Origin of the sequence: Saccharothrix australiensis, from assembly GCF_003634935.1 — a bacterium.
GTDB lineage: Bacteria > Actinomycetota > Actinomycetes > Mycobacteriales > Pseudonocardiaceae > Actinosynnema > Actinosynnema australiense.
In genome coordinates, this window is sequence record NZ_RBXO01000001.1 from 7,468,284 (window position 1) to 7,491,181 (window position 22,898).

Consider the following 22,898-nt stretch of genomic DNA (forward strand, 5'->3'; position numbering starts at 1 on the left):
GGCGGTGGAGCGGCCCGGCATGTCCACGACCGCCGTCGGGTAGTCCCGTTTCGTGGAAATCTCACCTACTTTCAGCCTCATGGGTGGCGCGCGGTCGATCTTCGAGCGGGTCGGTACCGGGCTCCGGGCTGGGGTGGGCGCGGTCCGCGACGCGGTCGGCACCGGGACCGACGCCGTGCGGGACGCGGTCGGGACCGGGGCGGACGCCCTCCGGGACGCGGTCGGGTCCGGCGTCGACGCGGTGCGCGACGCGGTGGGCACGGGGACCGACGCCGTCGCGGTGGGCACCGGGACGGACGTGGTGGGCACCGGGACGGACGTGGTGGGCACCGACGCCGACACCGTGCGCGACGCGGTCGGGATCGGCACCGTCCGCGACGCGGTGGGCGCGAGGGCCGACGCGGTCCGCCAGGCGGTCGGCGCGGGCGCGGACGTGGTCGGCGGCGTCCTGGGCGGGGTGGCCGGTGTCGCGCGCGGCGTCGCGACGCCCGGCGGCGTGCGCGGCGCCGTGGTGGAAGCGGCGTGGCTGGCCGCGCACGCGGTGCTCTACCCGTGGGGCGCGCTGGAGCAGCGGTGGCGGCCCGAGGGGCACCTCCGGCACTACCGCACCGACCGGCTCTCGCCGCGGCGGCGCGGCCTGCTGGTTTCGGCGATGGACGCGGCGGGCACCCCGATCGTGCTGGTGCACGGCATCGGGGACAACCGGTCCGCCTTCGCAGTGCTGTCGGGGGCGCTGCGGAGGCGCGGCTTCGGGGTGGTGCACGCCGTCAACTTCAGCGTGCTGACCGCGCTGACCGGCGACGTCCGGCGGTCGGCCGCGCTGCTCGGCGAGCACGTCGAGCGGATCTGCGAGCAGACCGGGTCCGACCGGGTCCACGTCGTGGGCCACTCGCTGGGCGGCCTGATCGCCCGTTACTACGTGCAGCGCCTGCGCGGCGACGCCCGCGTGCGCACGTTGATCACCCTGGGCACCCCGCACGGCGGGACGCTGGCCGCCTACCTCTTCCCCACCTCGCTGACCCGCCAGCTGCGCCCCGGTTCGGAGCTCCTGTCCGAGCTGGCCGCGCCCTGCCCGCCGTGCCGGACCCGGTTCGTGGTCGTGTGGAGCGAGCTGGACCAGGTCGTGATCCCGCAGCGGCACGCCCGGTTGGAGCACCCCTCGTTGCTCGTCGAGGAGCACCAGATACGTGATTCAGGTCACCTTTCACTACCGGTCGATACTCGCACTGTGCACGTGATCGTGACGGCGGCCACTCGTCCGCAGGACACCGAGAACCACCCCATCGTGCCTGTAAGTGAGGGTTTCGCGAGCGCGACTTCGACCGACCGTCACCTCGCCCCACCCCTGCCCTCCCCCTGACCGCTAATCGGTAGACATCGCGGTCAGGGATTGCCTACGAGGCTCTCGCCCCGTTACTGTCCCCCGGTCCGTTGTCACGGTCTGGTCACAAGCAGGACAACGAGCCGGTACCCCGACTGGCTCAACCGGGTTCCCCCGCCCGGTGTCGACCGGACTCCCCGAAGACGGAAGGCATGGTTTTGTCCCGACACCGCTCCCCCGGCGGCCCAGGCAGTTCCGCTGTGCTCGAAGACGCGGTCGACCGCGCCTCCACGCGTCCCACCGGGACGCACCGGCTCCCGCCGCCGCCCTCGGCGCTGCGCGGCCGGATCGTGGTCGCCGCCGTCGCCGTCGGCGCGTTCGCCGCCGCCGGCGCAGGTCAGACGCTCCAGGCGCTGGGCTCCGGCCCCGAAGCGCCCGCCGACGAGGTCACGCCCCTCGCGAACGCCGCCGCCGACGGCGCCGCCGCGTTCGGCGTCGGCGGCACCGGACCGGCGTCGCCGCAGGTCCTGCCGGTCGCCAAGACCGTCGACCCCGCCGCCGAGGCCCAGAAGCTCACCAAGAGCGCCCGGATCACCGAGGACCGCGAGGCGGCCGAGGCCGAGGCCAAGCGCCCGAAGTACGCCCGCCCCGCGAACGGCGACTTCACCTCCGGTTTCGGCGGTCGCTGGGGCGAGATGCACTACGGCATCGACATCGCCGGACCGATCGGCACGCCGATCCTGTCCGCCGCGGATGGTGTCGTGATCGAGGCCGGTCAGGCAAGCGGTTTCGGGCTCTGGGTCAAGGTCGAGCACCCCGACGGCACGGTCACCGTCTACGGGCACGTGGACACCTACTCCGTCCGCAAGGGCCAGGTCGTCCAGGCGGGCGAGCAGATCGCGCGCATGGGCAACCGCGGCTTCTCCACCGGTCCGCACCTCCACTTCGAGGTCTGGAACCCGGCCGGCAAGAAGATCAACCCGCTCGACTGGCTGAACTCCAGGGGCATCACCGTCTGAAGCCGGGCCGACCGCCCGCGTCGGACCGACCGCACGTCCGCGGTGGTACCCGCAGCCACCGCCACCCCGCTGCAACACCCCGCTGCAACACCCCGCTGCGGCGCCTCCGCACGGCACCACCGCCACGGCGCGGAAAAGGCCGGGTCGCACCCGCGACCCGGCCTTCGCTCTCCCTCGGACCACCCCCCGGTGATCCCCTGTCACGCGCTCGCCGCCCCCGAAGCGGCTCCCGCGTCCCCCTTGCCCGCGAGCGGTTCCCGCCGACCGGTTCGCCCCGATCGCCCCGGCCGTTCCGCTCGCGACACCCTTAAGACGCCCGGAAGCCGGTGGGGTTGCCCCGGAATTCCCGTGTTCCCGGAATGGCCGGTGTCACGCCGCGCCCGACCGCCGGTCGAACGCCGCGCGCGCCGCGATGACGTCCTGCTCGTGCTCCTCGGCCCACCGCACTAGGGGCCGCAGGGTGCGGTGCAGCGTCGCCCCGAGCTGCGTCAGCTCGTACTCCACGCACGGCGGCACGGTCGGGTGCGCGGTGCGCTCCACGAGCCCGTCGCGCTCCAACTGGCGCAGGGTGGCGGCCAGCACGCGCCGGCTCACCCCGTCGACCCTGCGCCCGAGCTCGTTGAACCGCTGCCGCCCGTCCTCCAGGTACCCCATGACCAGCAACGACCACTTGTCGGACACCCGGTCCAACATGTCGCGCACCAGGCAGTCGGACCGCGTGTCCCACTGCCTCGGGTCGTCCTCGGTTCCCTCGCGGTGCCCAGGTGACTTCGAAGTGCCCTCTTCCACGGTCGCCCATCCTCACCCAACCTTGTATGCACATGCAAGGAATTGGGAGGGGTTGTGGCGACTACGGACACCACCGCACGGTTGGGCGGGCGCGAGTGGGGCGTCCTGCTGGTGCTGTGCGGCGCGATCTTCCTGGAGGGCCTCGACGTCTCCCTGATGGGCGTCGCGCTGCCGTCCATCCAGGCGGACCTGGGCATGACCGCCGGCGGCCTCCAGTGGGTGATCAGCGCCTACGTGCTGGGCTACGGCGGCTTCATGCTGCTCGGCGGGCGCGCGGCCGACCTGCTCGGCAGGCGTCGGGTGTTCCTGTGCTGGCTGGCCGTCTTCGTGGCGTTCTCCGGCCTCGGCGGCCTCGCGCAGGACGGGTGGGTGCTCATCCTCGCCCGGTTCGTCACGGGCGTGAGCGCCGCGTTCCTCACGCCGACGGGCCTCTCCATCATCACCACCACGTTCGACGGCCCGCGGCGCGACCGGGCCCTCCTGGTGTACGGCGGGGTCGGCGCGGCCGGGTTCACCCTCGGCATGGTCGCCGGCGGGCTGCTGACCGCGGTGGGCTGGCGGTGGGTGTTCTTCGCCCCGGTCGCCCTCGCGCTGCTGGTCCTCGTCGCGTCCGTGCGGGTCATCCCCCGCGACACCGGGCACGGGGGCGGCCGGTTCGACGTGGCGGGCGCGGCCACCGCCACGGGCGGGATGCTGCTGCTGGTGCTGGCCATCGCCGAGGGCGCCTGGCCCGCCCTCGTCGGCGGCCTGGCGCTGCTGGCGGCGTTCGCGGTGGTCGAGCGCCGGGCCGCCGAGCCGCTGGTGCGGGCGGGCGTCCTCCGCGTCCGCGGCCTGGTCCGCGTCAACCTGGTGGCGCTGCTGTTCGCCGGGTCGTTCTTCGGCTTCCAACTCGTCGCGGTGCTCTACCTCCAGCAGGTGCTCGGCTGGTCCGCGCTGGAGACCGGTCTCGCGCTGCTCGTCAGCGGCGTCGACGCGGTGCTCGCGCCGACCCTGACGCCGCACCTGGTCCGGCGGTTCGGCCTGGTCCGGGTGATGACCGCCGGGCTGCTCTCCGCGACCGCCGGCTACGCGTGGCTCCTGCGGATCGACGAGGGCTGGGGCTACTGGCAGCTGTTCCCGTCCGCGCTGCTGGTCGGCCTGGCGCTCACGCTGGCGTACGGGCCGATGACGATCGTCGCCACGACCGGCGTCGCCGACGCCGAGCAGGGCCTCGCGGGCGGCCTGTACAACACGTCGTTCCAGTTCGGCGCGGCGCTCGGCGTGGCGGGCGTGACCGCCGTCGCCGCGCTCGGCGACACCCCGCTGGAGGGCTACCGGCTCGCGGCGCTGGTGCCGGTGGCGGCGGGCCTGCCGGCCGCCCTCACAGCTTCACGAGGGGCACGCCGCCGATCAGCATGAGCCGGACCTTCCCCGCGCTGCCGAAGTCGATGGTGGCGGTGGCGCGGGGCCCCGAGCCGTCCACCGCGACGACGCTGCCCAGCCCGTACTTGTCGTGGCTCACCCGGTCGCCCACGTCCAGCTTGAGCGCGGGCGTGTCCTTCCACGCGGCGTTCGCCGGCGCGGGCCGCGCGGGCGAGTCGGAGCGGCGGCCCCACGTCGTCGCGGTGGACGGCCCGGAGCGCTTGGGCTCCACCCGCCGCCACTCGACCAGGTCCGCCGGGATCTCGTCCAGGAAGCGCGACGCCGGGTTCGCCGACGGCTGGCCCCACGCCGAGCGCACCAGCGCCCGCGACAGGTACAGCCGCTGCCGGGCCCGCGTGATGCCGACGTAGGCCAGGCGGCGCTCCTCGGCCAGCTCGGTCGGGTCGCCCAGCGCCCGCAGGTGCGGGAAGACGCCGTCCTCCCAGCCCGTGCAGAACACCACCGGGTACTCCAAACCCTTCGCGGTGTGCAGCGTCATCAGCGTGACCACGCCGTCGGACTCCGCGTCCGGCACCTGGTCGGCGTCCGCGACCAGCGACACGCGCTCCAGGAACGCGGCCAGCGACCCCTCGGCGGGCAGGCCCTCGTCGGCGGGCTCCCCCGCCTCGGCCTGGGCCGCCGCGCCCAGGTCGGTGAACTCGCGCGCGACCGTGACCAGCTCGTTCAGGTTCTCCACGCGGGTGTGGTCCTGCGGGTCCTCGCTGGCCTCCAGCTCCGCCCGGTACGCCGTGCGGTCCAGCACGGCCTCCAGGACGTCGGCCACGTCGTCGCCGCGCTCCACCAGCTCGCCCAGCTCGTCCAGCAGCTCGACGAACCCGGCGATGGCCTTCTGCGACCGGGGGTTCAGCATCGGCACCTTGCCGCGCACGGCCTCCCGCAGCGCCTGCGCGAAGCTGATCCGCTCGCGCTCGGCGTAGGTGGAGACGCACGCCTCCGCGCGCTCGCCGATGCCGCGCTTGGGCACGTTGAGGATGCGCCGCAGCGACACCGTGTCGTCCGGGTTGGCCAGCGTCCGCAGGTACGCCAGCGCGTCGCGCACCTCGCGCCGCTCGTAGAACCGCACGCCGCCGACCACCCGGTACGGCAGGCCGAGCCGGATGAAGATCTCCTCGAACACGCGCGACTGGTTGTTCGTCCGGTAGAACACGGCGATCTCGCCGTTGTTCGCGTCGCCGCCGTCGACCAGCCGGTCGATCTCGCCCGCGACGAACGCCGCCTCGTCGTGCTCGTTGTCCGCGACGTAGCCGACGATCTTCTCGCCGTCGCCCAGGTCGCTCCACAGCCGCTTGTCGCGGCGGCCGGGGTTGCGCGAGATGACCGCGTTCGCGGCCGTCAGGATGGTCTGCGTGGACCGGTAGTTCTGCTCCAGCAGGATCGTCGTGGCCTGCGGGTAGTCGCGCTCGAACTCCACGATGTTGCGGATCGTCGCGCCGCGGAAGGCGTAGATCGACTGGTCGGCGTCGCCCACCACGCACAGCTCGCCCGGCGGCACGCCGTCCTGGCCGGTGCCGACCAGCTCGCGGACCAGCGTGTACTGGGCGTGGTTGGTGTCCTGGTACTCGTCCACCAGCACGTGCCGGAAGCGGCGGCGGTAGTGCTCGGCCACGTCCGGGTGGCGCTGGAGCAGCTCGACCGTGCGCATGATCAGGTCGTCGAAGTCCAGCGAGTTCGACTCGGTGAGCCGGCGCTGGTAGCTCTCGTAGACCTCGGCGACCCGGCGCTCCAGGTCGTTGCCCGCCTGCTCCTTGGCCGTCTCGACGTCCACCAGCTCGTTCTTCAGGTTCGAGATGTGGATCGCGAGCGTGCGGGCGGGGTAGCGCTTGGGGTCCAGGTCGAGGTCGCGCGCGACGAGGGTGATCAGCCGGCGCGTGTCGTCGGAGTCGTAGATGGAGAAGTTCGACGACATGCCCAGCGTCTTCGCCTCGCGGCGCATGACCCGGACGCACATCGAGTGGAACGTCGACACCCACATCGCGCGGGCGCGCGGGCCCACCAGGTCGGCGACGCGCTCCTTCATCTCGGCCGCGGCCTTGTTGGTGAACGTGATCGCCATGATCTCGCCGGGGTGCACGTGGCGCTCGGCGAGCAGGTAGGCGATGCGGCGGGTGAGCACCCTGGTCTTGCCCGAGCCCGCGCCCGCGACGACCAGCAGCGGCGAACCGGCGTGCTCGACCGCCCGGCGCTGGGCCGGGTTGAGGTCGTCCAGCAGGTTCGAGGACCGGGCAGCAGGGGGACTTGAGGGCAAGTCGAACAAGGCGCTCATCGTGTGTTCACGTTACCGGGTGCCCCCGACAACCCGTCGGCTGTGGCATGATGGCGCGGTGCGCACGGCCCACTTCGAGTTTTTTTACGGGAACCGGACTCCGGCTCCCGTGGACCGCTAGCGCGCCAAGCACCCACGAAGCCCCGGAGTCCTCGGATTCCGGGGCTTCGCCGCTTCCGGGACCGGGGCTCCACCACCAGTCGAGAGGCCACCCCGATGAACAGCACCGACACCGCGCCCGCGCACGAGGACATCGACGCGTTGCGCAAGGAGATCGACGACCTGGACGCGGAGCTGCTGCGCCTGGTCAAGCGGCGCGTGGCAGTGTCCAGGACCATCGGCGCCGCGCGGATGGCCGCCGGTGGCACCCGGATCGTGCACAACCGGGAGATCGACGTCCTCAACCGCTACAAGGAGCTGGGCCCGGAGGGTCGCGACCTCGCGATGATCCTGCTCAAGCTCGGTCGCGGGCCGCTCGGCCGGTGACGGCCCTGGCCAGGTCGCGGTCCACCAGCCGGGTCTCGTCCGGCACGTAGGCGAGGGGGTCGTCGAGCAGCGGGCCGGTGCCCACCAGGCCCTCGACCAGCGCGTGCAGGCACAGCGCCGCGTAGCCCCGCAGGTAGCCGCCCTCCTGGGTGAGGACGGTCGGGAGGTCCAGCGCCGCCACCTCCCGGCCGATGCCCCGGTAGCCCGCGGCGGTCAGGTTGTGCCGCCCGTTCGGGTCGAACGCCGAGCCGTCGAACCCCGAGGCGCAGACGAGGAAGTCCGCGCCGTGCGCCCGGATCGCGGGCAGGGCGACCTCGGTCAGCGCCCGGTGGTAGGCCGTGTCGCCCGCGCCGAGGGACAGCTCGATGTTCAGGTTCGCGCCGTCGCTCTCCTCGGGGCCGCCGGTCTGCTTGTGGTTCACGCCCCACGGGCCGTGCCGCATGTGGACGGAGACGGTGAGGACGTCCTCGGCGTCGCGGAAGACGTCCTGGGTGCCGTTGCCGTGGTGGACGTCCCAGTCCAGGACCGCGACCCGCCGCCCGGCGCGGCGGGCCGTCTCGGCGACCAGCGCCGCGTTGTTGACCATGCAGTAGCCGTCCGCGAGCGACCGCTGCGCGTGGTGGCCGGGCGGTCGGACCAGCGCGTACGCCAGGCGGGTCCGACCGGACTCGACCGCCTCCCACGCGGCGAGCGCCGTGCCGGCGGCGGCGCGGATCGCGTCCCACGAGCCGGGGCCGACCACCGTGTTGGTCTCCAGTGAGACCCGTTCCCCGGCGTGGCACGCCTTGTACACGTGCGCGAGGTATGCGTCCGAGTGGACGCGCGCCAGCTCCTCGTCCGTGGCGAACCGGCCGGTCGACCACGTGAGGTGCGGCGCGACCGGGCCGTGCGTCAGGGCGTGCCGGAACGTGCGCAGGCGCGCCGCGTTCTCCGGGTGCGGCTCGGGCGCGTCCAACCACTCCCACCGGCCGGGCAGCTCCCACAGCCCCTCGCCGGTGTCGTGCTCCAGACAGGCGTCATGCCAGAACAACTCCACACCAGGGGGATATCAGGGCGATCACCCATGCACCAACTCCGTTGTCGCGGGGCACACTGGGGTCATGGGAGTCCTCGGCCTCATCACGGGCCTCATCGCGATCCTCGGCGTGCTCGCCACGCTGGCCCACGACGGCTACCTGGCCATGCTCGGCTCGGCGGCCAAGTCCAAGCGAGCGGCCGGCGCGCCGATCGCGCAGTACGTCCGCAGCCGGTGGACCGTCGCCGGCGTCACCACGGTCATCGCCCTGGTCGGCCTGCTGATCACGACCGGCGGCAACACCGCCAGCGACATCATCGGCGCGCTGATCGCCGGTGGCGCGGGCCTGACGGCCACGAACGCGTTGCAGAGCAGCCGCAAGCGGTTGAACAGCGGAAGCTGAACTTCACTCGGTCGGGTGCCACGCGCTCCCGCAAGGCTGATCCGCCCCTGATCCGGCCTGCCACCAGCGGATTCCCCACCTACCCTGGCCTCGGCGCAGGGTCTCGTCCCACCCCGACCCCTGCCCCCCTGGACAGGCGGACGACGACCGGCCCGGCGCCGGGCGGGCGGGGTGGGAGGGGTCGGCACAGGCATGGACATCGCGGAGCAGCAGCGGTCGGGTCGGCACCGGCTGGACGACGACGGGGCGGCCCGGCGGCCGCCGCGCGGCGGTCCCGCCCGCCCGGCCACCGCGCCGCGCGCGATCCGGTTGGACGAGCTGCCGCTCCAGCGCACCCGCGACCCGCTGGCGGACACCGACGCCGCGGGGCTGCGCAAGTTCGACATCGGCCTGGTGCCCGCCTCGGTGACGCCGCCCCGGACGTGGCGGCGGGCCGCGTGGTTCGCGGTGCTGTCGTCGGCCGCCGTGCTGGTCGGCCTGGCCTACGCTGCGGCCGAGCTGGTGGGCGTGAGCGCGCCCGCGGAGCCGATCGGGATGCCGGGCTACCCGAGCGCCGCGCCGGTCGTGCCGGGTCCCACCGCCACCGCGCCGCCGTACCAGGCGGGCCTGGGCGTCATCGGCACGCCGGCCGCGCGGCCCGACGGCCTCCGGTCGACCGCGGGCCGGCCGGCGCGGGTCGCGGTCGCGCCCGCGGGCACCGCCGCCGTCCCGGAGCCCGGCCCGACGCCGGACGAGCCGCCGCCGCCGACCGTCCGGACGGTGCCCAACGCCGCGGCGCCGCTCGTCGACGGCGCGGAGATGGCGGCGCGGGCCGAGCGCTTCTACGAGCTGCTCGCGGCCGGCGGCGCGCTGTCGCTGGTCTCGGACGCGTTCCGGGGTGACGCCGAGGCGCTGCTGGAGCGGCGGTTCGCGGACGTCGCGGAGGTCCGGGTGAGCGAGGTCAGCGTCGACCCGGTGCGCGGCGTCGCGGTCAGCACGCTGCACGTGACGGAGCAGGACGGCACGCGGCGGACCGAGAAGCGCGAGCTGGTCTTCACCACCACCGGTGACCTGGTGATCCGCGACGAGCGGCCGTTCGCCGGCGCTTAGCGGTCGGTCCCGGCCGCACGACTTCGGCCCTCCCCCCACTTGATCGCCCGATCGAGGGACCGCGGCTCGCCACTGACCGCCACGAAAGGGTGAATGCCGCCGATCGACTGGATTCGCGCTGGTCCGGCACGGTACGAGTTCTCGCTGACGACACAGGCACGAGGGAGTCGCCAGTGCAACGCCTCACGACGAGCGGTCGCAGGCACAACCGCGCGGGATCGGTCACGGTGGCCGAGTTGATCAGGAGGCAACCCGCGCCGCCGCACGCGCCGCACCACGCGCGGACCGCGTCGGAGGCCCTGGTCAGCGAGCTGCTCGGGGAGCCGACGCACCAGGCCGCGCCGCACCGGGCCAACCGGGCGGCGAAGGCCGTCGGCCTGACGACGGGCGCGCTGGTGCTGCTCGCGTTCGTCGTGACGGCCTCGATCCTCGCCGGCACCCGGAGCGGCGGCCGGGAGCAGCCCGACGCCGAGCCGCCGGGCGAGATCACCGGGTCGTCCGCGCTGCGGCCGGACGTGCTGGCGGCGGAGCTCGGCGGGGTGCCCGACGCGCCGGAGCCCGCGCGGGAACCGTTCGTGCCGCCGGTCGCCGACGTGCCGGTGGAACCGCCGCCGGGCACCTCGGAGGTCGTGCCGCCGCCCTCGGTGACGGCCAGGGCGAAACCGCGGGTGGAGGCGGTGCGGCAGTTCTACGACCTGCTGCCCGCCAAGCCCGCCGACGCGGTGCGGCTGCTGGCGCCCGAGCTGGTCGGCGAGAGCACGCGCGACTTCGCGGCGTCGTGGGACGGCATCCGGGCGATCAGCGTCGACTCGACCGTGCTCCGCCCGGACGGCTCGGTGCTCGCGGTGGTGTCGCTCCAGGAGGTCTCGGGGCGGTGGATGAGGGTCGAGCAGGCGTTCTGGTTGACCGACACCAGCCGCCCGCGCATCGTCGGCACGCAGGTCCTCTCAGCGCAACGCAGTTGACGCTGGGTGACGATCAAGCTGACCGCCATCACTGTGCGTGGATAACATTGGCTATTAATGAGGAAAGTTCGCCCAAAGGGGTTACGGATTCGGTCACGATTCGGTATCCATGTTCCCGGCTGGTAGCTCAACGCAACTCTTCGGGAAAGGTGATCTCCGGTGTCGAACGACGACAAACGCCGTCGACGGGACGGCGCGACGGCGCAGCTGTCCGTCGCCGACCTGATCGCCCGGCGCGAGGCGGAGACCCAGCCGATCCCGCGGATCACCGACGAGGAGACCGTCCGGTTCGCACCGGGGCGGGACCTGTCGGGTCGCGAGCTGCACATCACCGAACTGCTGCGCCGCGAGGGCCGGGCGGGCGAGGAGGAGCGCGGCGGCGGCTTGTCGGTGCCGAAGCTGGTGGCGATGGCGAGCGGCGGCGTGGTCCTGGCCGGCGCGGTGGCGTTCACCGCGACCAACCTGCTGTCGTCGCCGGACGAGCGCCCGCTGGCCGAGGTCCGCTTCGACACCCGGCCCGCCGCGCGGAGCACGAACACCGTCGGCAACGACCTGGTGGCGGCGGCGAAGCAGCAGCAGGCGCCGCAGACCACCGACCAGACGGAGACGTCGTCGAGCACCGCCACGACCACCACCACCACCAAGCGCCAGCGGGCGACGCAGCAGCCCGCGCCACCCGCCGCCACCACCACGGAGCAGGCGCCGACCACCGAGCAGCCGCCCACCACCGACCACCCGCCGTCGACCACCACGCCGCCCACGACGCAGCCACCGGCGCCCCCGTCGAGCACCGGCAACCCGCCGCCGTCCTCGGACAGCACCACCCCGCCGCCGTCGACCGGCACCCAGCCCTCCACGCCGCCGTCCACGCCGCCGTCCACGCGGCCCTCGACGCCGCCGCCCTCCGAGGCGCCGGGCATCGGGATCGGCATCGACCTGGGCGGCATCCTGGAGCCGATCGGCGGGTTCGACTTCTTCGCGCCGGCCCAGCAGCAGCGCTAGGCACGGCGGGACGAGGCGGTCGGGGCCCGACCCCGGACGGCCGACGCGCCCGGCGAGCGGACGCGCGACGCGGGACACGCCCGCCGGCGCACCGGCGCACGCGCGGCGCACCGGACTCCGCCCCGTCACCGGGCACCGGCCCCATCACCCGCCCGTCCCTCACCCGAACGAGGCGGGCGGCCAACGGCTCGCACCGCCCACCGGGCCACCGCGCCACACCCCGGACACCGGCGCCCGGACGCGACCGGGGCCGGGCCGACCGTGCCCGACTGTGCCGAGGAGCACTCCACCGATCCCCGCCACGGGCCGGCTCCCGCCCGCGCCGTGTGGTTGGCTCAGCGCGGGACGGACGGGCCCCGGCACCGCGAATCCCACGGCGCTCGCGCGTTGGGCCGTTCGGACTCAAATGTCGCGATCTTCACCCGAACAGGTGGCCGACCGACCCGGATTCAGGTATCCCTTCCCGGTCCGGACGTAGCCGGCGTGACCTGCGCAACGGCCCGAAAGCCGTCGTCACCGGCGGGGTAGGCTGTCCGCGCACCGATCCGCACGACGAGGAGCCCGAGCGTGAGACCTGCTGCCCTTGCCGCGGTCCCGCAGCGCCCCAGCGAGGTGGTCCGGTGACCGACGGCCGGCTCATCGCCGAGCGCTACCGCTTCCTCGACCGGATCGGCAGCGGCGCCATGGGCGTCGTCTGGCGCGCCCAGGACGAGCGCCTCGGGCGCATCGTCGCGGTCAAGCAGCTGCTGCTCCAACCCAGCCTCGACGCCACCGAGCAGGACGAGGCCATCCAGCGCGCCATGCGCGAGGGCCGGATCGCCGCGAAGCTGCACCACCCCAACGCCATCGCCGTCTACGACGTGGTGGAGGAGAACGGCGCTCCGTGCCTCGTCATGGAGTACCTGCCGTCCAACAGCCTGGCCGACACGATGGCCGAGCACGGCCCGCTCGACCCGGTCGAGGTCGCGCGGATCGGCGCGCAGGCCGCCGCCGCGCTGGCCGCCGCCCACGCCGCGGGCATCGTCCACCGGGACGTGAAGCCGGGCAACGTGCTCCTCGCCGACAACGGCCTGGTCAAGATCACCGACTTCGGCATCTCCCGCGCCAGCGACGACGTGACCGTCACCAAGACGGGCCTCATCGCGGGCACGCCCGCCTACCTCGCGCCGGAGATCGCGCGCGGCCAGGACCCGACGCCCGCCTCGGACGTCTTCTCGCTCGGGTCGACGCTCTACGCGGCGGCCGAGGGCGAGCCGCCGTTCGGGTTGAGCGACAACACCCTGGGCGTGCTGCACGCCGTCGCGGCCGGGCGGATCAACCCGCCCGCGCTGGACGGCCCGCTGACCGACGTCCTGCTCGTCCTGCTGAACTACAACCCGGACGACCGGCCGACGATGGCGCAGGCGCGCGACATGCTCAGCGCCGTCGCCCACGGCCGCACGCCCAGCCTCGCGGGCGTGCCCGCGGCGACCCAGGTCACCGCGCCGGTCGCGGGCGCGACGACGGTGCTGGACCCCGACCGCACCCGCGTGGTGCGGCCCGACCAGCGCACGGGCGGCGCGACGTCGCCCGGTACCGCGCCGGCGACCGAGCCGAACAACACCCGGCCGCTGGTGATCACCGCCGTCGTGCTCGTCTGCCTGCTGCTGCTGGGTTTCCTCCTGGTGATGTTGGGCGTGTTCGACCGGAAGGACCCGCAGGGCCCGCAGGTGGGCAACACCAGTTCGTCGCAGACGCCCACGCCGACCACGACGACGACACCTGTGACCACCACCACGGTGCCGCCGGAGACGACGTACGACGAGCCGACGACGACCACCACGACCACCACCCAGCCGCCGACGACCACCACCACGACCACGACGACCACCACCACGACGACCACGACGACGACGAGGACGACGACCACCACCACGACGACCACGACCGCCTCGGAGGCGGCGCCAGGTGGTTGAGAAACCTCGTAAGGTGGAGCCCGAACCCGTTGGGGTGGCGCAACGTTCTTGTCCTAGTGGCGATGTAACCGGTGTTCGTCACTGAAACAGCCTGAGCAGCTTTGGAGCACCCTGTGACCGACGATGGCCGCCTGGTTGCCGGCCGCTACCGACTGGGCCAGCGGATCGGCAGCGGAGCGATGGGCATCGTCTGGCAGGCGCACGACGAGCGCCTGCACCGCACCGTCGCGGTGAAGCAGCTCCTGCTCCAGCCGGGCCTGGCCGAAGCGGACACGGACGAGGCCAAGCGGCGCGCGATGCGCGAGGGCCGGATCGCGGCCCGGTTGCAGCACCCGCACGCGATCGCGGTCTACGACGTGGCCGAGGACGACGGCCAGCCGTGGCTGGTGATGGAGTACCTGCCGTCGAAGAGCCTGTCCACCGTGCTGTCCGAGCGCGGGACGCTGCCGCCGCGCGACGTGGCGTCGATCGGCTCGCAGGTCGCGTCCGCGCTGGCCGCCGCGCACAACGCGGGCATCGTGCACCGGGACATCAAGCCGGGCAACGTGCTCCTGGGCGACGACGGCACGGTCAAGATCACCGACTTCGGCATCTCCCGCGCGACCGGCGACGTCACGGTCACCGCGACCGGGATGCTCGCCGGCACCCCGGCCTACCTGGCGCCCGAGGTCGCGAAGGGGTACGACCCCGGCCCGCCCTCGGACGTGTTCTCGCTGGGTTCCACGCTGTACGCGGCGATCGAGGGCATGCCGCCGTTCGGGCTGAACGAGAACACGATCGCCCTGCTGCACCAGGTCGCGTCGGGCAAGGTGACGCCGCCCAAGCAGGCGGGCCCGCTGACGGCGCTGCTGATGCGCCTGCTGCGCGCCGAGCCGGAGGACCGGCCGACGATGGCGGAGGCCAAGGAGGCGCTGGCCGCGGTGGCCGCCGGCCGGGCCGCGCCGGACTTCCCGGTGGCGCTGCCGACGTCGCACCCGCCGTCGTGGCAGGGCGCGCCCGTGCAGGTGCCGCAGCAGGCCGCGACCCGCGCCCTCGCGCCAGCGGCGAACTCCACCCGCGTGGCACCCGCGCCGACGCCGCCGCGCCCGGCGAAGCCCGCGTCGCCACCGCCCGCGCGACCGGCCGCCGCGCCGCGCCCCGCGGGCAGGCCCGCGAGCCGGGGTCCGGTCAAGAGCAAGCGGTCCACGGTGTTCACGGCGCTGGCGATCGTGGCCGCCGCCGTGGTCGGCATCCTGCTGGCCAGCATGTGGTCCAAGGACGGCGGCGAGCAGCAGCAGGCGGCCGGGCCGACCACGTCGACCACCAAGCAGGCCGCCGGCGGCGAGCCGTCGGAGACGCCGAGCAAGAAGCCGACCCCGCCGCCCGCGAAGATCACCACCGACCCGACGCCGCAGCAGCAGGAGCAGGCGATCCGGGACTACTTCGCGCTGATGCCCACCAACGTGGAGGACGGCTTCGTCCGGCTCACCGCCGAGATGCAGAGCAACTCGGGCGGGCTCGACGGGTACAAGGGCTGGTGGGGCCAGGTCCGGTCGATCGAGCTGAACAGCGTGAAGATCAACGAGCCGTACGCGTACGAGGTCGAGATCACCTACAACATGAAGGACAACTCGGTGTCCCGCGAGCGCCGGTTGATCGTGCTCAAGTGGGAGCGCCAGGGGCTGTTCATCGCCAGGGACCACCACCTGGGCCGGGTCTAGCCCGACGACCCGGCGCGGACCCGGACCGGCGGCCCGGCGCGGGCGGCCTGATCCGGCACCGGCGGCCCGGCCCGGCACCGGCGGCGCGGGCGGCCGGGTTCAGGCGATCGCGGCCGTCAGCGCGTCCAGCAGGGTCCGCACGGCCGGTGACGACCGGTCGCCCTCCCGGACGGCCGCGCAGATGGCGCGGGTCGGCTCCGGGCGGCGCAGGCGGCGCACCGCCACACCGGGGTGCACGGTGTCCAGCGCGAGCTTCGGCACGGCCGCCACGCCCAGCCCGGCGGCCACGAACCCCTGCGCGGTGGGGTAGTCGTCGGCCTCCAGCACGAAGTTGGGCGCGAACCCTGCCGCCGCGCACGCGTCGAGTACGGCGTCCCGGCACGGTCCGGGCGGGCGCACCGCGTCCACCCACGGCTCGTCGGCCAAGTCGGCGAGGTCGAGGACGCGCTTGCGCGCCAGGTCGTGCCCGCGCGGCAGCGCCACCAGGTACGGGTCGTCGAGCAGGTGCACGACGTGCACGCCGCGCGGCACCTCCGCGTCGCGCGGCAGCACGGACAGCGCCACGTCGGCGCGCCCGGCCGCGACCTCCACCACCGGGTCGTCCGGCTCGATGAGCTTCAGGTCGAGCCGCACGTCGGCGTGCCGCGCCTGGAACGCGGCCACGGCGGGCGGCACGAGCGCCGCGCCCGCGGTGGCGAAGTAGCGGACCCGCAGCCGGCCGGTGCGGCCCGCGCGCAGGTCGGCGAGCGCCGCCTCCGCCTCGACCAGCCGGTCGGTGATGTGGGCGGCGTGCTCGGTGAGCAGGCGGCCAGCGACGGTGGGCCGCACGCCCCGCCCGACCCGGTCCAGCAGCGGCAGGCCGGCCTGCTTCTCCAGCGCGGCGACCTGCTGGCTGACGGCGGACGGGGTGTAGCCGAGGTTGGCCGCGGCGGCGGTGATCGAGCCGGTCGTCACCACGGCCCGGAGCACCTGCATCCGACGCACGTCCAGCATCACGGGATCGTACAGCGCTGCTTAACGGTTGTGCACGTGAATTCACTTGTCCTGTTGCTTCGCCTCGACCAGCATGTGCTGGTGAACAGACCCGGCACGCTGGTCAGGATGGGCGTCCTCGCCCTCCTCTGGGGTTCCAGCTTCCTGTGGATCAAGATCGCGCTGACCGGGCTGTCCCCGGTCCAGATCACCCTCGCCCGCACCGCCCTGGGCGCGGCCGTGCTGGTGGTGCTCCTCCACGCCCGCGGTCAGCGGCTGCCCCGCGACCGGGCCTCGTGGGGCCACCTGGCGTTCGCCGCGGTGTTCGGCAGCGTGCTCCCGTTCGCCCTGTTCGCGCTCGGCGAGCGGTCCGTGGACTCGGGCGTGGCGGGCGTGCTCAACGCCACCACCCCGCTGTGGACCCTGGCCATCGGCCTCGCGCTGGGTTACGAGCGGCGGCGCGGCGGCGCCCGGCTCGCCGGGCTCGTGCTGGGCTTCGCGGGCACCCTGCTGATCTTCGCGCCGTGGCAGCAGGCCGGGCTGGCGAGCTGGGGCGCGCTGGCCTGCCTGGCCGCCGCCGCCTCGTACGCGGTCAGCTACACCTACGTCGGCCGGGTCGTCTCCGGGCGGGGGTTGTCGCCGCTCCAGCTCTCGTCGACGCAGCTCGTCACCGCGTCCGGCCTGGCCGCGCTGGTGGTGCCGGTGGGCGGTTTGCAGCCGGTGCACCTGGACTGGCAGCCGCTGCTCGCCGTGGGCGTGCTGGGCGTGTTCGGCACCGGTGTGGCGTTCGTCATCAACTACCGGCTCATCGAGGACGAGGGCGCCACCAACGCCACCACGGTCGGCTACCTGCTGCCCGTGGTGTCCGTGCTGCTCGGCGCGGCGTTCCTCGGCGAGGACCTGAACGCGCGGGTGGTGGCGGGCATGGTCGTGGTGCTGGTCGGCGTCGCGCTGACCCGGAAGCAGCCCGCGACGGCGATCGTCCCGGTCGAGCGCGAGCCGTCGACTACGCTCAAGTGACCTGCGATAACTCTGGGTTACTCACCGGTATGGCCAGTTGAGACGGCCGGGGTGGGCAAACGGGTGGAACTGCGACGCGGGTCTCCCCCGATCGCGTGTAGTTCAGGCGTTCCACGTCCCGAATCGGTCCCTCGGACGTCTTCTCTCCTGAGAGGGACCGACACCGGAAGGGAACCCAGGGGACATGAGCACCGAGAGCATCACCACCAAGACGACGTTCCACCTCCTCGTGCCAGGCGTCGCGCCCGCGCCCGTGGAGGCCGAGCTGCACTACGAGCCGGAAGACCCCTACGCGGTGGCCGTCCTGTTCCACACCGGTCAGGGCAAGGTCGAGTGGATCTTCGCCCGCGACCTGCTGGCCGACGGCCTGCTGACGCCGTCCGGCGAGGGCGACATCCTGGTGCGGCCGGCGGCCGACGACCCGGAGCGGGTCCTGCTGGAGCTGAACGCGCCGACCGGGTTCGCGATCCTGTCCGCGCAGGCGGAGGACATCGCCGAGTTCCTGGACCTGACCTACGACGTCGTCCAGCCCGGCGAGGAGGACCTGTGGATCGACTTCGACCGTGAACTGGCCAAGCTCGTCTCGACCAACTGACCCGGTCGCTACGCTCCTTCAGGTGCACAGGTCCTCCGGGGGGACGATAGGCGACCGGTACCGGCTGGTCGAACGGGTCGGCAACGGCGCGATGGGCGTCGTGTGGCGGGCGCACGACCCGGTGCTGGACCGCGAGGTCGCGGTGAAGCAGCTCCGCTGGCCCGACCTCACGCCCGCGGCGGCCGAGGTGGCCGCGGCGCGGGCCATGCGCGAGGCGCGCAACGCGGCCCGGCTGCACCACCCGCACGCGGTGGCGGTCTTCGACGTGGTCGTCGAGGACGACCGGCCGTGGCTGGTCATGGAGTACGTGCCCGCGCGCAGCCTGGCCGCGCTGCTGGCCGAGCACGGGCCGCTGGACGCGCCGGAGGCGGCGCGGATCTGCGGGTACGTGGCGGAGGCGCTGGCCGCGGCGCACGCGGCGGGCATCGCGCACCGGGACGTCAAGCCGTCGAACGTGCTCATCGGCCACGACGGCGCGGTCAAGCTCACCGACTTCGGCATCTCCCGCGCGGTGGACGACGGCACGCTCACCGACAGCGGCATGATCACCGGCACGCCCGCGTACCTCGCGCCCGAGGTGGCGCGCGGCGGCGCGCCCGACCCGGCCTCGGACGTGTTCTCCCTCGGCGCGACGCTGTACGCGGCGACCGAGGGCAGCTCGCCGTACGGCGCGTCCGACAACAGCCTGGGACTGCTCTACAAGGCCGCGAACGGCGAGATCGCGCCGCCGGCGCGGGACACCGCGCTCGCGCCCGTGCTCACGCGGCTGCTGTCGATCGACCCGGCGGAGCGGCCCACCGCCGCCGAGGTCGTCGACCTGCTGGCGGCCGACCCGCCCGCCGAGCGGCGGCAGCGGCGCGGGTGGCTCGCGCCGGCGATCGCCGCCGTGATCCTCCTGGCGGCGGCCGGGACCGTCACGGCCGTGTCGCTGACCTCGCCGCCCGCGCCCGCGCACTCGCCGTCGGGCGACGCGGCGCCGGCGGTGCCACCCGAGTCCGAGGTCGCCGACTTCGTGACGGCCCACTACGCCAAGGTCACGGACGACCCGCACGCGGCGTGGCAGGACCTGGCGCCGTCGTTCCGGCCGGACATCGCGGAGTACACGGGGTTCTGGGGCCAGTACGCCGAGGTGCACGCCGAAGGCGTCGTGGCGGCCCGGCACGACGACACCCGGTACCTCGCCGAGGTCCAGCTGACCTTCGTGCGGGACAGCGGGCCCGTCACCGAGCGGTACCGGCTCCTGGTCGAGTCCGCCGGTGGTCGCCTCCAGATCGTCCACTCCGAGCCGATCTAGCCCAGGTCCGCTAGACCAGGCGTCGGTCCGATGCCCAGCGGGACAGTTCGTAGCGGTTGGACAGCTGGGTCTTGCGCAGCACGCTCGACACGTGCGTCTCGACCGTCTTCACCGAGATGAACAGCTCGGACGCGATCTCCTTGTACGCGTAGCCGCGCGCGAGCAGCCGCAGCACGTCCCGCTCGCGCGGGGTCAGCAGGTCCAGCTCCGGGTCGCTGATCGGCGCCGCGCCGGGGCGGTCCGCGAACGCGTCCAGCACGAACCCGGCCAGGCGCGGGCTGAACACCGCGTCGCCCTCGGACACCCGCACCACCGCGCGCACCAGCTCCTGGCTGGAGATGGTCTTGGTGACGTAGCCCCGCGCGCCCGCCCGGATGACCGCGATGACGTCCTCGGCCGCGTCGGACACCGACAGCGCCAGGAACACCACCTCGGGGAGCGCGGTGCGGACCTGGCGCAGCACCTCCGCGCCGCCGCCGTCGGGCATGTGCACGTCCAGCAGCACCACGTCCGGCTTCAGGTGGTTGATGCCGACGACGGCCTCGCCGACCGAGCCTGCCTCGCCGATCACGTCCACCTCGTCGGTGATCGAGTCCAGCTCCGCCCGCACGCCCGCGCGGAACAGCGCGTGGTCGTCCACGAGGAACACCCGCACCGCGGTCTTCCGGCCTGTCACGTCCTGGCCTCCGTTGTCAGTCTCCGGCCCCGCCGGAGGTCTTCCTCGGCATCATCAGCTGCACCTCGGTCCCCTCGCCGGGGGTGGTGCGCAGCCGGACCTCCCCACCGTGCCGGTCCATCCTCCCCCGGATGGAGTCCGCCAGGCCATGCCGGTCCTCCGGAACCAGGTCCGGGTCGAACCCCTTCCCCCGATCGCGCACGAACACCGCCACCTGATCGGGTTCCACCTCGCCGTAGACGCTGATCTCGGCGACGCCCGCGTGCTTGGCCGCGTTCACCATCGCCTCGCGCGCCGCCTGCACCAGCGCCAGCAGGTTGTGGTCGAGGTCGCAGTCGCCCACGACGACCTGCTGGACGCTCAGCGCGAACTGGTCCTCCACCTCGCCGGCCGCCTTCGCGACCGCGGCCGACAGGGTGCTGGGCCGGTCGGCCTCCTCCACGCTGCGACCGTACAACCAGTCCCGGAGCTGCCGCTCCTGGCCGCGGGCGAGCCGCTTGACCTCGCGCGGGTGCTCGGACTGCTTCTGGATCAGCGCAAGCGTTTGCAGCACGGAGTCGTGCAGGTGGGCGGCGATCTCGGCGCGTTCCTCGGTCCGGATGCGGACCCGGCGCTCCTCGCCGAGGTCGTTGATCAGCTTGATCCACAGCGGCACGGTGAGCACCGCCACCCCGCCCAGCGTCGCGACCACCGCGAGCAGCGCGAACCGCAGCTGGTCGATGCCGTAGCTGCTGATCAGCAGCACGCCGATGCCGATCGCGACCAGCGCCACGCCCGCCGCGACCCGGACGACCCCGGACCGGCCGGTGCCCAGGACACCGGACTTCGCACCGTCCCGCCAGCGGCGGCGCTGCGCCTCGTCCGCCTCCCGCCACACGACGGCCGCGCCGACCAGGGCCACCGCGAGCGGCCCGACGATCCAGCCGCTGACCGGGCCGGACAGCAGCCCGCTCATGACGGCCGCGCCGATGCCCAGCGCCACCAGGCCCAGCGCCTGCTGGCGCTCGCGGGGGTTGGTCGACGGCTCCTCCCGCCCCGTGGCCGCGCGCTGCGGCACGAACAGCCAGAGCAGGCCGTACGCCACGACGCCGACCCCGTTGAGCGCGGTCAGCGCGGCGAACGCCGCCCGCACCCAGAACACCTCGACGCCGAGGTGGTCGGCGACACCACCGGCCACACCCGCGACCACGCGCCCCGCCCGGCGCCTGCGCACCGGCTCGACGGGCTTGGCCGGCTGCTTGACCGGGGCGGTGTCCACCTGCGCACTCACCCCCCGATGGTCACACGGGCGCGGGTCCCGTTCCATCAGGGTTCCACCCGATGCCCGGTTCAGGGTGCGTCCCGGATGTGCGGGCGGACCGCCGGCCGCCATGCTCGTCACCGTGAGCGGGAACCTGAGCGCAGCGGGCGTCGAGGAGACGCTGAAGGACTTCTGGGCCAGCCGGCCCAGGCGGCCCCACGACGGGCGCAAGATCGCCGGGGTGGCCGCCGGCATCGCGGAGCGGTACCGGATCGACCCGGTGGTCGTCCGGGTGGCGTTCGTGGCGATGCTGCTGTGCAACGGCGCGGGCATCCTCATCTACCTGCTGGGTTGGCTGTGGCTGGCGCAGGAGGGCGACGAGGCGTCCGCCGCGGAGGCGCTGCTCGGCCGGGGCCGCAGCTCGACCCCGGTGCCGCTGACCATCCTCCTCGGCCTCGCGCTGCTCCCCGCCACCGGCTTCTTCGTCGACGGCGGCTTCACGATGGTGGGTGGCGTGCTGCTCTCCGTCGGCGCGATCTACCTGCTGCACCGCAGCCGAGGCCCGCTCAACCGCCCGCCCGCAGCCGCTCCCGAGGTGAGCCCCGTGGACCCGACCAGACCGACCGCGACCACCGACCCGACCCCGCCGGCCTGGGACCCGCTCGGCGCGGCGCCGTTCGCGTGGGACCTGCCCGAGCCGACGCCCGCCCCGGCACCCGTCGAGCAGGCCGCCAAGCCGGCCAAGCCGCGCTCGCGGGTCGGCGGGGTGACGTTCGGGCTGTCGCTGGTCGTCCTGGCGGGCGCGCTCGTCGCGTCGTCCTACAGCCCCTGGTTCACCCCCGCGCACACCATCGGCCTCGTCGTGGCCACCCTCGGCCTCGGCCTGCTGGTCGGTGCCGTGCGGGGCGGTGGGCGCGGCCTCATCGGCCTGGTCGTGCCGCTGAGCCTGGTCGGCGTGGCGATGACCAGCTTCGACTTCGACGCGCTCGACGGCTCGGACCGCGTCGGCGACGTGCGGGCGCGCCCCGCGGCGGTCGACCAGGTCCAGCCCCGCTACGACACCAAGGCCGGGAGCATCGACCTGGACCTGACCGGCCTGCCCAACAGCGGCAAGGTGCAGACCCACGTCGAGGTGGGCGTGGGCAGCGTGGACGTCCGCGTGCCGGCCGACGCCGACGTGGTCGTGGACTGCCACACCGGCCTCGGTTCGGTGGAGTGCCTGGGCGTCGAGAGCAACGGGCGCGACCGCACGGAGAACGTGACCGACAACGACCGGGACGGCGAAGGCGGCCTGGAGATCGAGCTGGACATCCGGGCCGGCGTGGGAAAGGTGGTGGTGAGCCGTGGCTGACCAGGAGATGAACGAGAAGCGGGGAATCGACGTGGTGGGCCTGGTGTTCGGGGCGGCAGCCCTGGTGGCCTCCGCCTACATGCTGTCCGACGGCGCCTCGTGGCCCGGTTTCCTGGACCTGCGGTGGGTCCTGGCGGGCGGCGCGATGGTGATCGGCCTGGGCCTGCTGGCAGGGGCGGCTCGGCGACGCCGATAACCACCGACGCGACCACTGGGGGACCGGAAGGGCCATCTCCGCACCGACGGAGACGGCCCTTCCGGCGTCCTCGCGCCCTCCGCCCTGCTCGCGCCGCACCGACCCGGACCCACGGCCGAGCGGAC

The 22,898-nt window shown here is 73.9% G+C and carries 21 protein-coding genes; 15 read left to right on the forward strand and 6 right to left on the reverse strand.

Features of this window, described 5'->3' with window-relative positions:
* Nucleotides 1-79: 79 nt before the first annotated feature.
* Together C8E97_RS31820 and C8E97_RS31825 are read left to right on the forward strand one after the other, a co-directional pair.
* A complete protein-coding gene (locus tag C8E97_RS31820) occupies nucleotides 80-1,360 on the forward strand; it encodes an esterase/lipase family protein (RefSeq protein ID WP_246019288.1) in 1,281 nt (426 codons plus the stop codon).
* A 179-nt stretch (nucleotides 1,361-1,539) separates the two neighbouring features.
* The gene (locus C8E97_RS31825; protein ID WP_425470687.1) at nucleotides 1,540-2,340 is read left to right on the forward strand and encodes a M23 family metallopeptidase; all 801 of its coding nucleotides are present in this window, start codon (nucleotides 1,540-1,542) and stop codon (nucleotides 2,338-2,340) included.
* Between the two features lie 369 nt (nucleotides 2,341-2,709).
* Here C8E97_RS31825 and C8E97_RS31830 read toward each other — a convergent pair whose 3' ends face one another.
* On the reverse strand, nucleotides 2,710-3,129 hold the full coding sequence (locus C8E97_RS31830; RefSeq protein ID WP_121009600.1) for a winged helix-turn-helix transcriptional regulator: 420 nt from the start codon (nucleotides 3,127-3,129) through the stop codon (nucleotides 2,710-2,712).
* 54 nt (nucleotides 3,130-3,183) lie between these two features.
* On the opposite strand from C8E97_RS31830, the gene C8E97_RS31835 reads away from it, so the two are divergent.
* On the forward strand, nucleotides 3,184-4,527 hold the full coding sequence (locus C8E97_RS31835) for an MFS transporter (RefSeq protein ID WP_211347172.1): 1,344 nt from the start codon (nucleotides 3,184-3,186) through the stop codon (nucleotides 4,525-4,527).
* On the opposite strand, the gene pcrA is transcribed toward C8E97_RS31835, so the two are convergent.
* Nucleotides 4,490-6,814, reverse strand: a complete 2,325-nt coding sequence (pcrA, locus tag C8E97_RS31840) for a DNA helicase PcrA (RefSeq protein ID WP_121009606.1) — start codon at nucleotides 6,812-6,814, stop codon at nucleotides 4,490-4,492. The two genes, C8E97_RS31835 and pcrA, sit on opposite strands and share 38 nt — an antisense overlap.
* Before the next feature lie 216 nt (nucleotides 6,815-7,030).
* Between pcrA and C8E97_RS31845 the strand changes: the two genes are divergently transcribed.
* Nucleotides 7,031-7,300: a chorismate mutase gene (locus C8E97_RS31845; RefSeq protein WP_121009609.1), complete on the forward strand. Its 270-nt coding sequence runs from the start codon at nucleotides 7,031-7,033 to the stop codon at nucleotides 7,298-7,300.
* On the opposite strand, the gene C8E97_RS31850 is transcribed toward C8E97_RS31845, so the two are convergent.
* Nucleotides 7,269-8,336: an arginase family protein gene (locus C8E97_RS31850; protein WP_121009612.1), complete on the reverse strand. Its 1,068-nt coding sequence runs from the start codon at nucleotides 8,334-8,336 to the stop codon at nucleotides 7,269-7,271. The genes C8E97_RS31845 and C8E97_RS31850 overlap by 32 nt on opposite strands.
* Nucleotides 8,337-8,400: 64 nt before the next feature.
* On the opposite strand from C8E97_RS31850, the gene C8E97_RS31855 reads away from it, so the two are divergent.
* The 6 genes from C8E97_RS31855 to C8E97_RS31880 all read left to right on the forward strand — a co-directional run bounded on the left by C8E97_RS31855 (nucleotide 8,401) and on the right by C8E97_RS31880 (nucleotide 15,429).
* Nucleotides 8,401-8,718 (forward strand): hypothetical protein, encoded by a 318-nt coding sequence (locus C8E97_RS31855; protein ID WP_121009615.1) that lies wholly within the window; start codon nucleotides 8,401-8,403, stop codon nucleotides 8,716-8,718.
* A 192-nt stretch (nucleotides 8,719-8,910) separates the two neighbouring features.
* Complete coding sequence (locus C8E97_RS31860) at nucleotides 8,911-9,807, forward strand: hypothetical protein (RefSeq protein ID WP_121009618.1); 897 nt, start codon at nucleotides 8,911-8,913, stop codon at nucleotides 9,805-9,807.
* Between the two features lie 236 nt (nucleotides 9,808-10,043).
* A complete protein-coding gene (locus C8E97_RS31865; protein WP_147455290.1) occupies nucleotides 10,044-10,772 on the forward strand; it encodes a hypothetical protein in 729 nt (242 codons plus the stop codon).
* A gap of 159 nt (nucleotides 10,773-10,931) precedes the next feature.
* Nucleotides 10,932-11,774, forward strand: coding sequence for a hypothetical protein (locus C8E97_RS31870; RefSeq protein WP_121009624.1), 843 nt, complete (start codon nucleotides 10,932-10,934; stop codon nucleotides 11,772-11,774).
* Between the two features lie 620 nt (nucleotides 11,775-12,394).
* A complete protein-coding gene (locus C8E97_RS31875; RefSeq protein WP_246019290.1) occupies nucleotides 12,395-13,729 on the forward strand; it encodes a serine/threonine-protein kinase in 1,335 nt (444 codons plus the stop codon).
* Between the two features lie 113 nt (nucleotides 13,730-13,842).
* On the forward strand, nucleotides 13,843-15,429 hold the full coding sequence (locus C8E97_RS31880) for a serine/threonine-protein kinase (protein WP_121009627.1): 1,587 nt from the start codon (nucleotides 13,843-13,845) through the stop codon (nucleotides 15,427-15,429).
* 99 nt (nucleotides 15,430-15,528) lie between these two features.
* On the opposite strand, the gene C8E97_RS31885 is transcribed toward C8E97_RS31880, so the two are convergent.
* The gene (locus C8E97_RS31885; protein WP_121009630.1) at nucleotides 15,529-16,422 is read right to left on the reverse strand and encodes a LysR family transcriptional regulator; all 894 of its coding nucleotides are present in this window, start codon (nucleotides 16,420-16,422) and stop codon (nucleotides 15,529-15,531) included.
* A 75-nt stretch (nucleotides 16,423-16,497) separates the two neighbouring features.
* On the opposite strand from C8E97_RS31885, the gene C8E97_RS31890 reads away from it, so the two are divergent.
* The 3 genes from C8E97_RS31890 to C8E97_RS31900 all read left to right on the forward strand — a co-directional run bounded on the left by C8E97_RS31890 (nucleotide 16,498) and on the right by C8E97_RS31900 (nucleotide 19,310).
* Nucleotides 16,498-17,421 carry a DMT family transporter gene (locus C8E97_RS31890; protein WP_121009633.1) on the forward strand — a complete coding sequence of 308 codons (924 nt, stop codon included), beginning with the start codon at nucleotides 16,498-16,500 and terminating at the stop codon, nucleotides 17,419-17,421.
* 184 nt (nucleotides 17,422-17,605) lie between these two features.
* Nucleotides 17,606-18,016 (forward strand): SsgA family sporulation/cell division regulator, encoded by a 411-nt coding sequence (locus C8E97_RS31895; protein WP_121009636.1) that lies wholly within the window; start codon nucleotides 17,606-17,608, stop codon nucleotides 18,014-18,016.
* 22 nt (nucleotides 18,017-18,038) lie between these two features.
* Nucleotides 18,039-19,310 (forward strand): serine/threonine-protein kinase, encoded by a 1,272-nt coding sequence (locus C8E97_RS31900; RefSeq protein ID WP_246019291.1) that lies wholly within the window; start codon nucleotides 18,039-18,041, stop codon nucleotides 19,308-19,310.
* A 10-nt stretch (nucleotides 19,311-19,320) separates the two neighbouring features.
* Here C8E97_RS31900 and C8E97_RS31905 read toward each other — a convergent pair whose 3' ends face one another.
* Complete coding sequence (locus C8E97_RS31905; protein WP_121009639.1) at nucleotides 19,321-19,986, reverse strand: response regulator; 666 nt, start codon at nucleotides 19,984-19,986, stop codon at nucleotides 19,321-19,323.
* 16 nt (nucleotides 19,987-20,002) lie between these two features.
* Nucleotides 20,003-21,292 (reverse strand): ATP-binding protein, encoded by a 1,290-nt coding sequence (locus tag C8E97_RS31910; RefSeq protein ID WP_121009642.1) that lies wholly within the window; start codon nucleotides 21,290-21,292, stop codon nucleotides 20,003-20,005.
* 76 nt (nucleotides 21,293-21,368) lie between these two features.
* Between C8E97_RS31910 and C8E97_RS31915 the strand changes: the two genes are divergently transcribed.
* Together C8E97_RS31915 and C8E97_RS31920 are read left to right on the forward strand one after the other, a co-directional pair.
* Entirely contained in the window at nucleotides 21,369-22,577 is a 1,209-nt protein-coding gene (locus C8E97_RS31915) for a PspC domain-containing protein (RefSeq protein ID WP_246019293.1), read from the forward strand.
* Nucleotides 22,570-22,773: a hypothetical protein gene (locus C8E97_RS31920; protein WP_246019294.1), complete on the forward strand. Its 204-nt coding sequence runs from the start codon at nucleotides 22,570-22,572 to the stop codon at nucleotides 22,771-22,773. Before C8E97_RS31915 ends, C8E97_RS31920 begins: the two co-directional genes overlap by 8 nt.
* Nucleotides 22,774-22,898 lie beyond the last annotated feature (125 nt).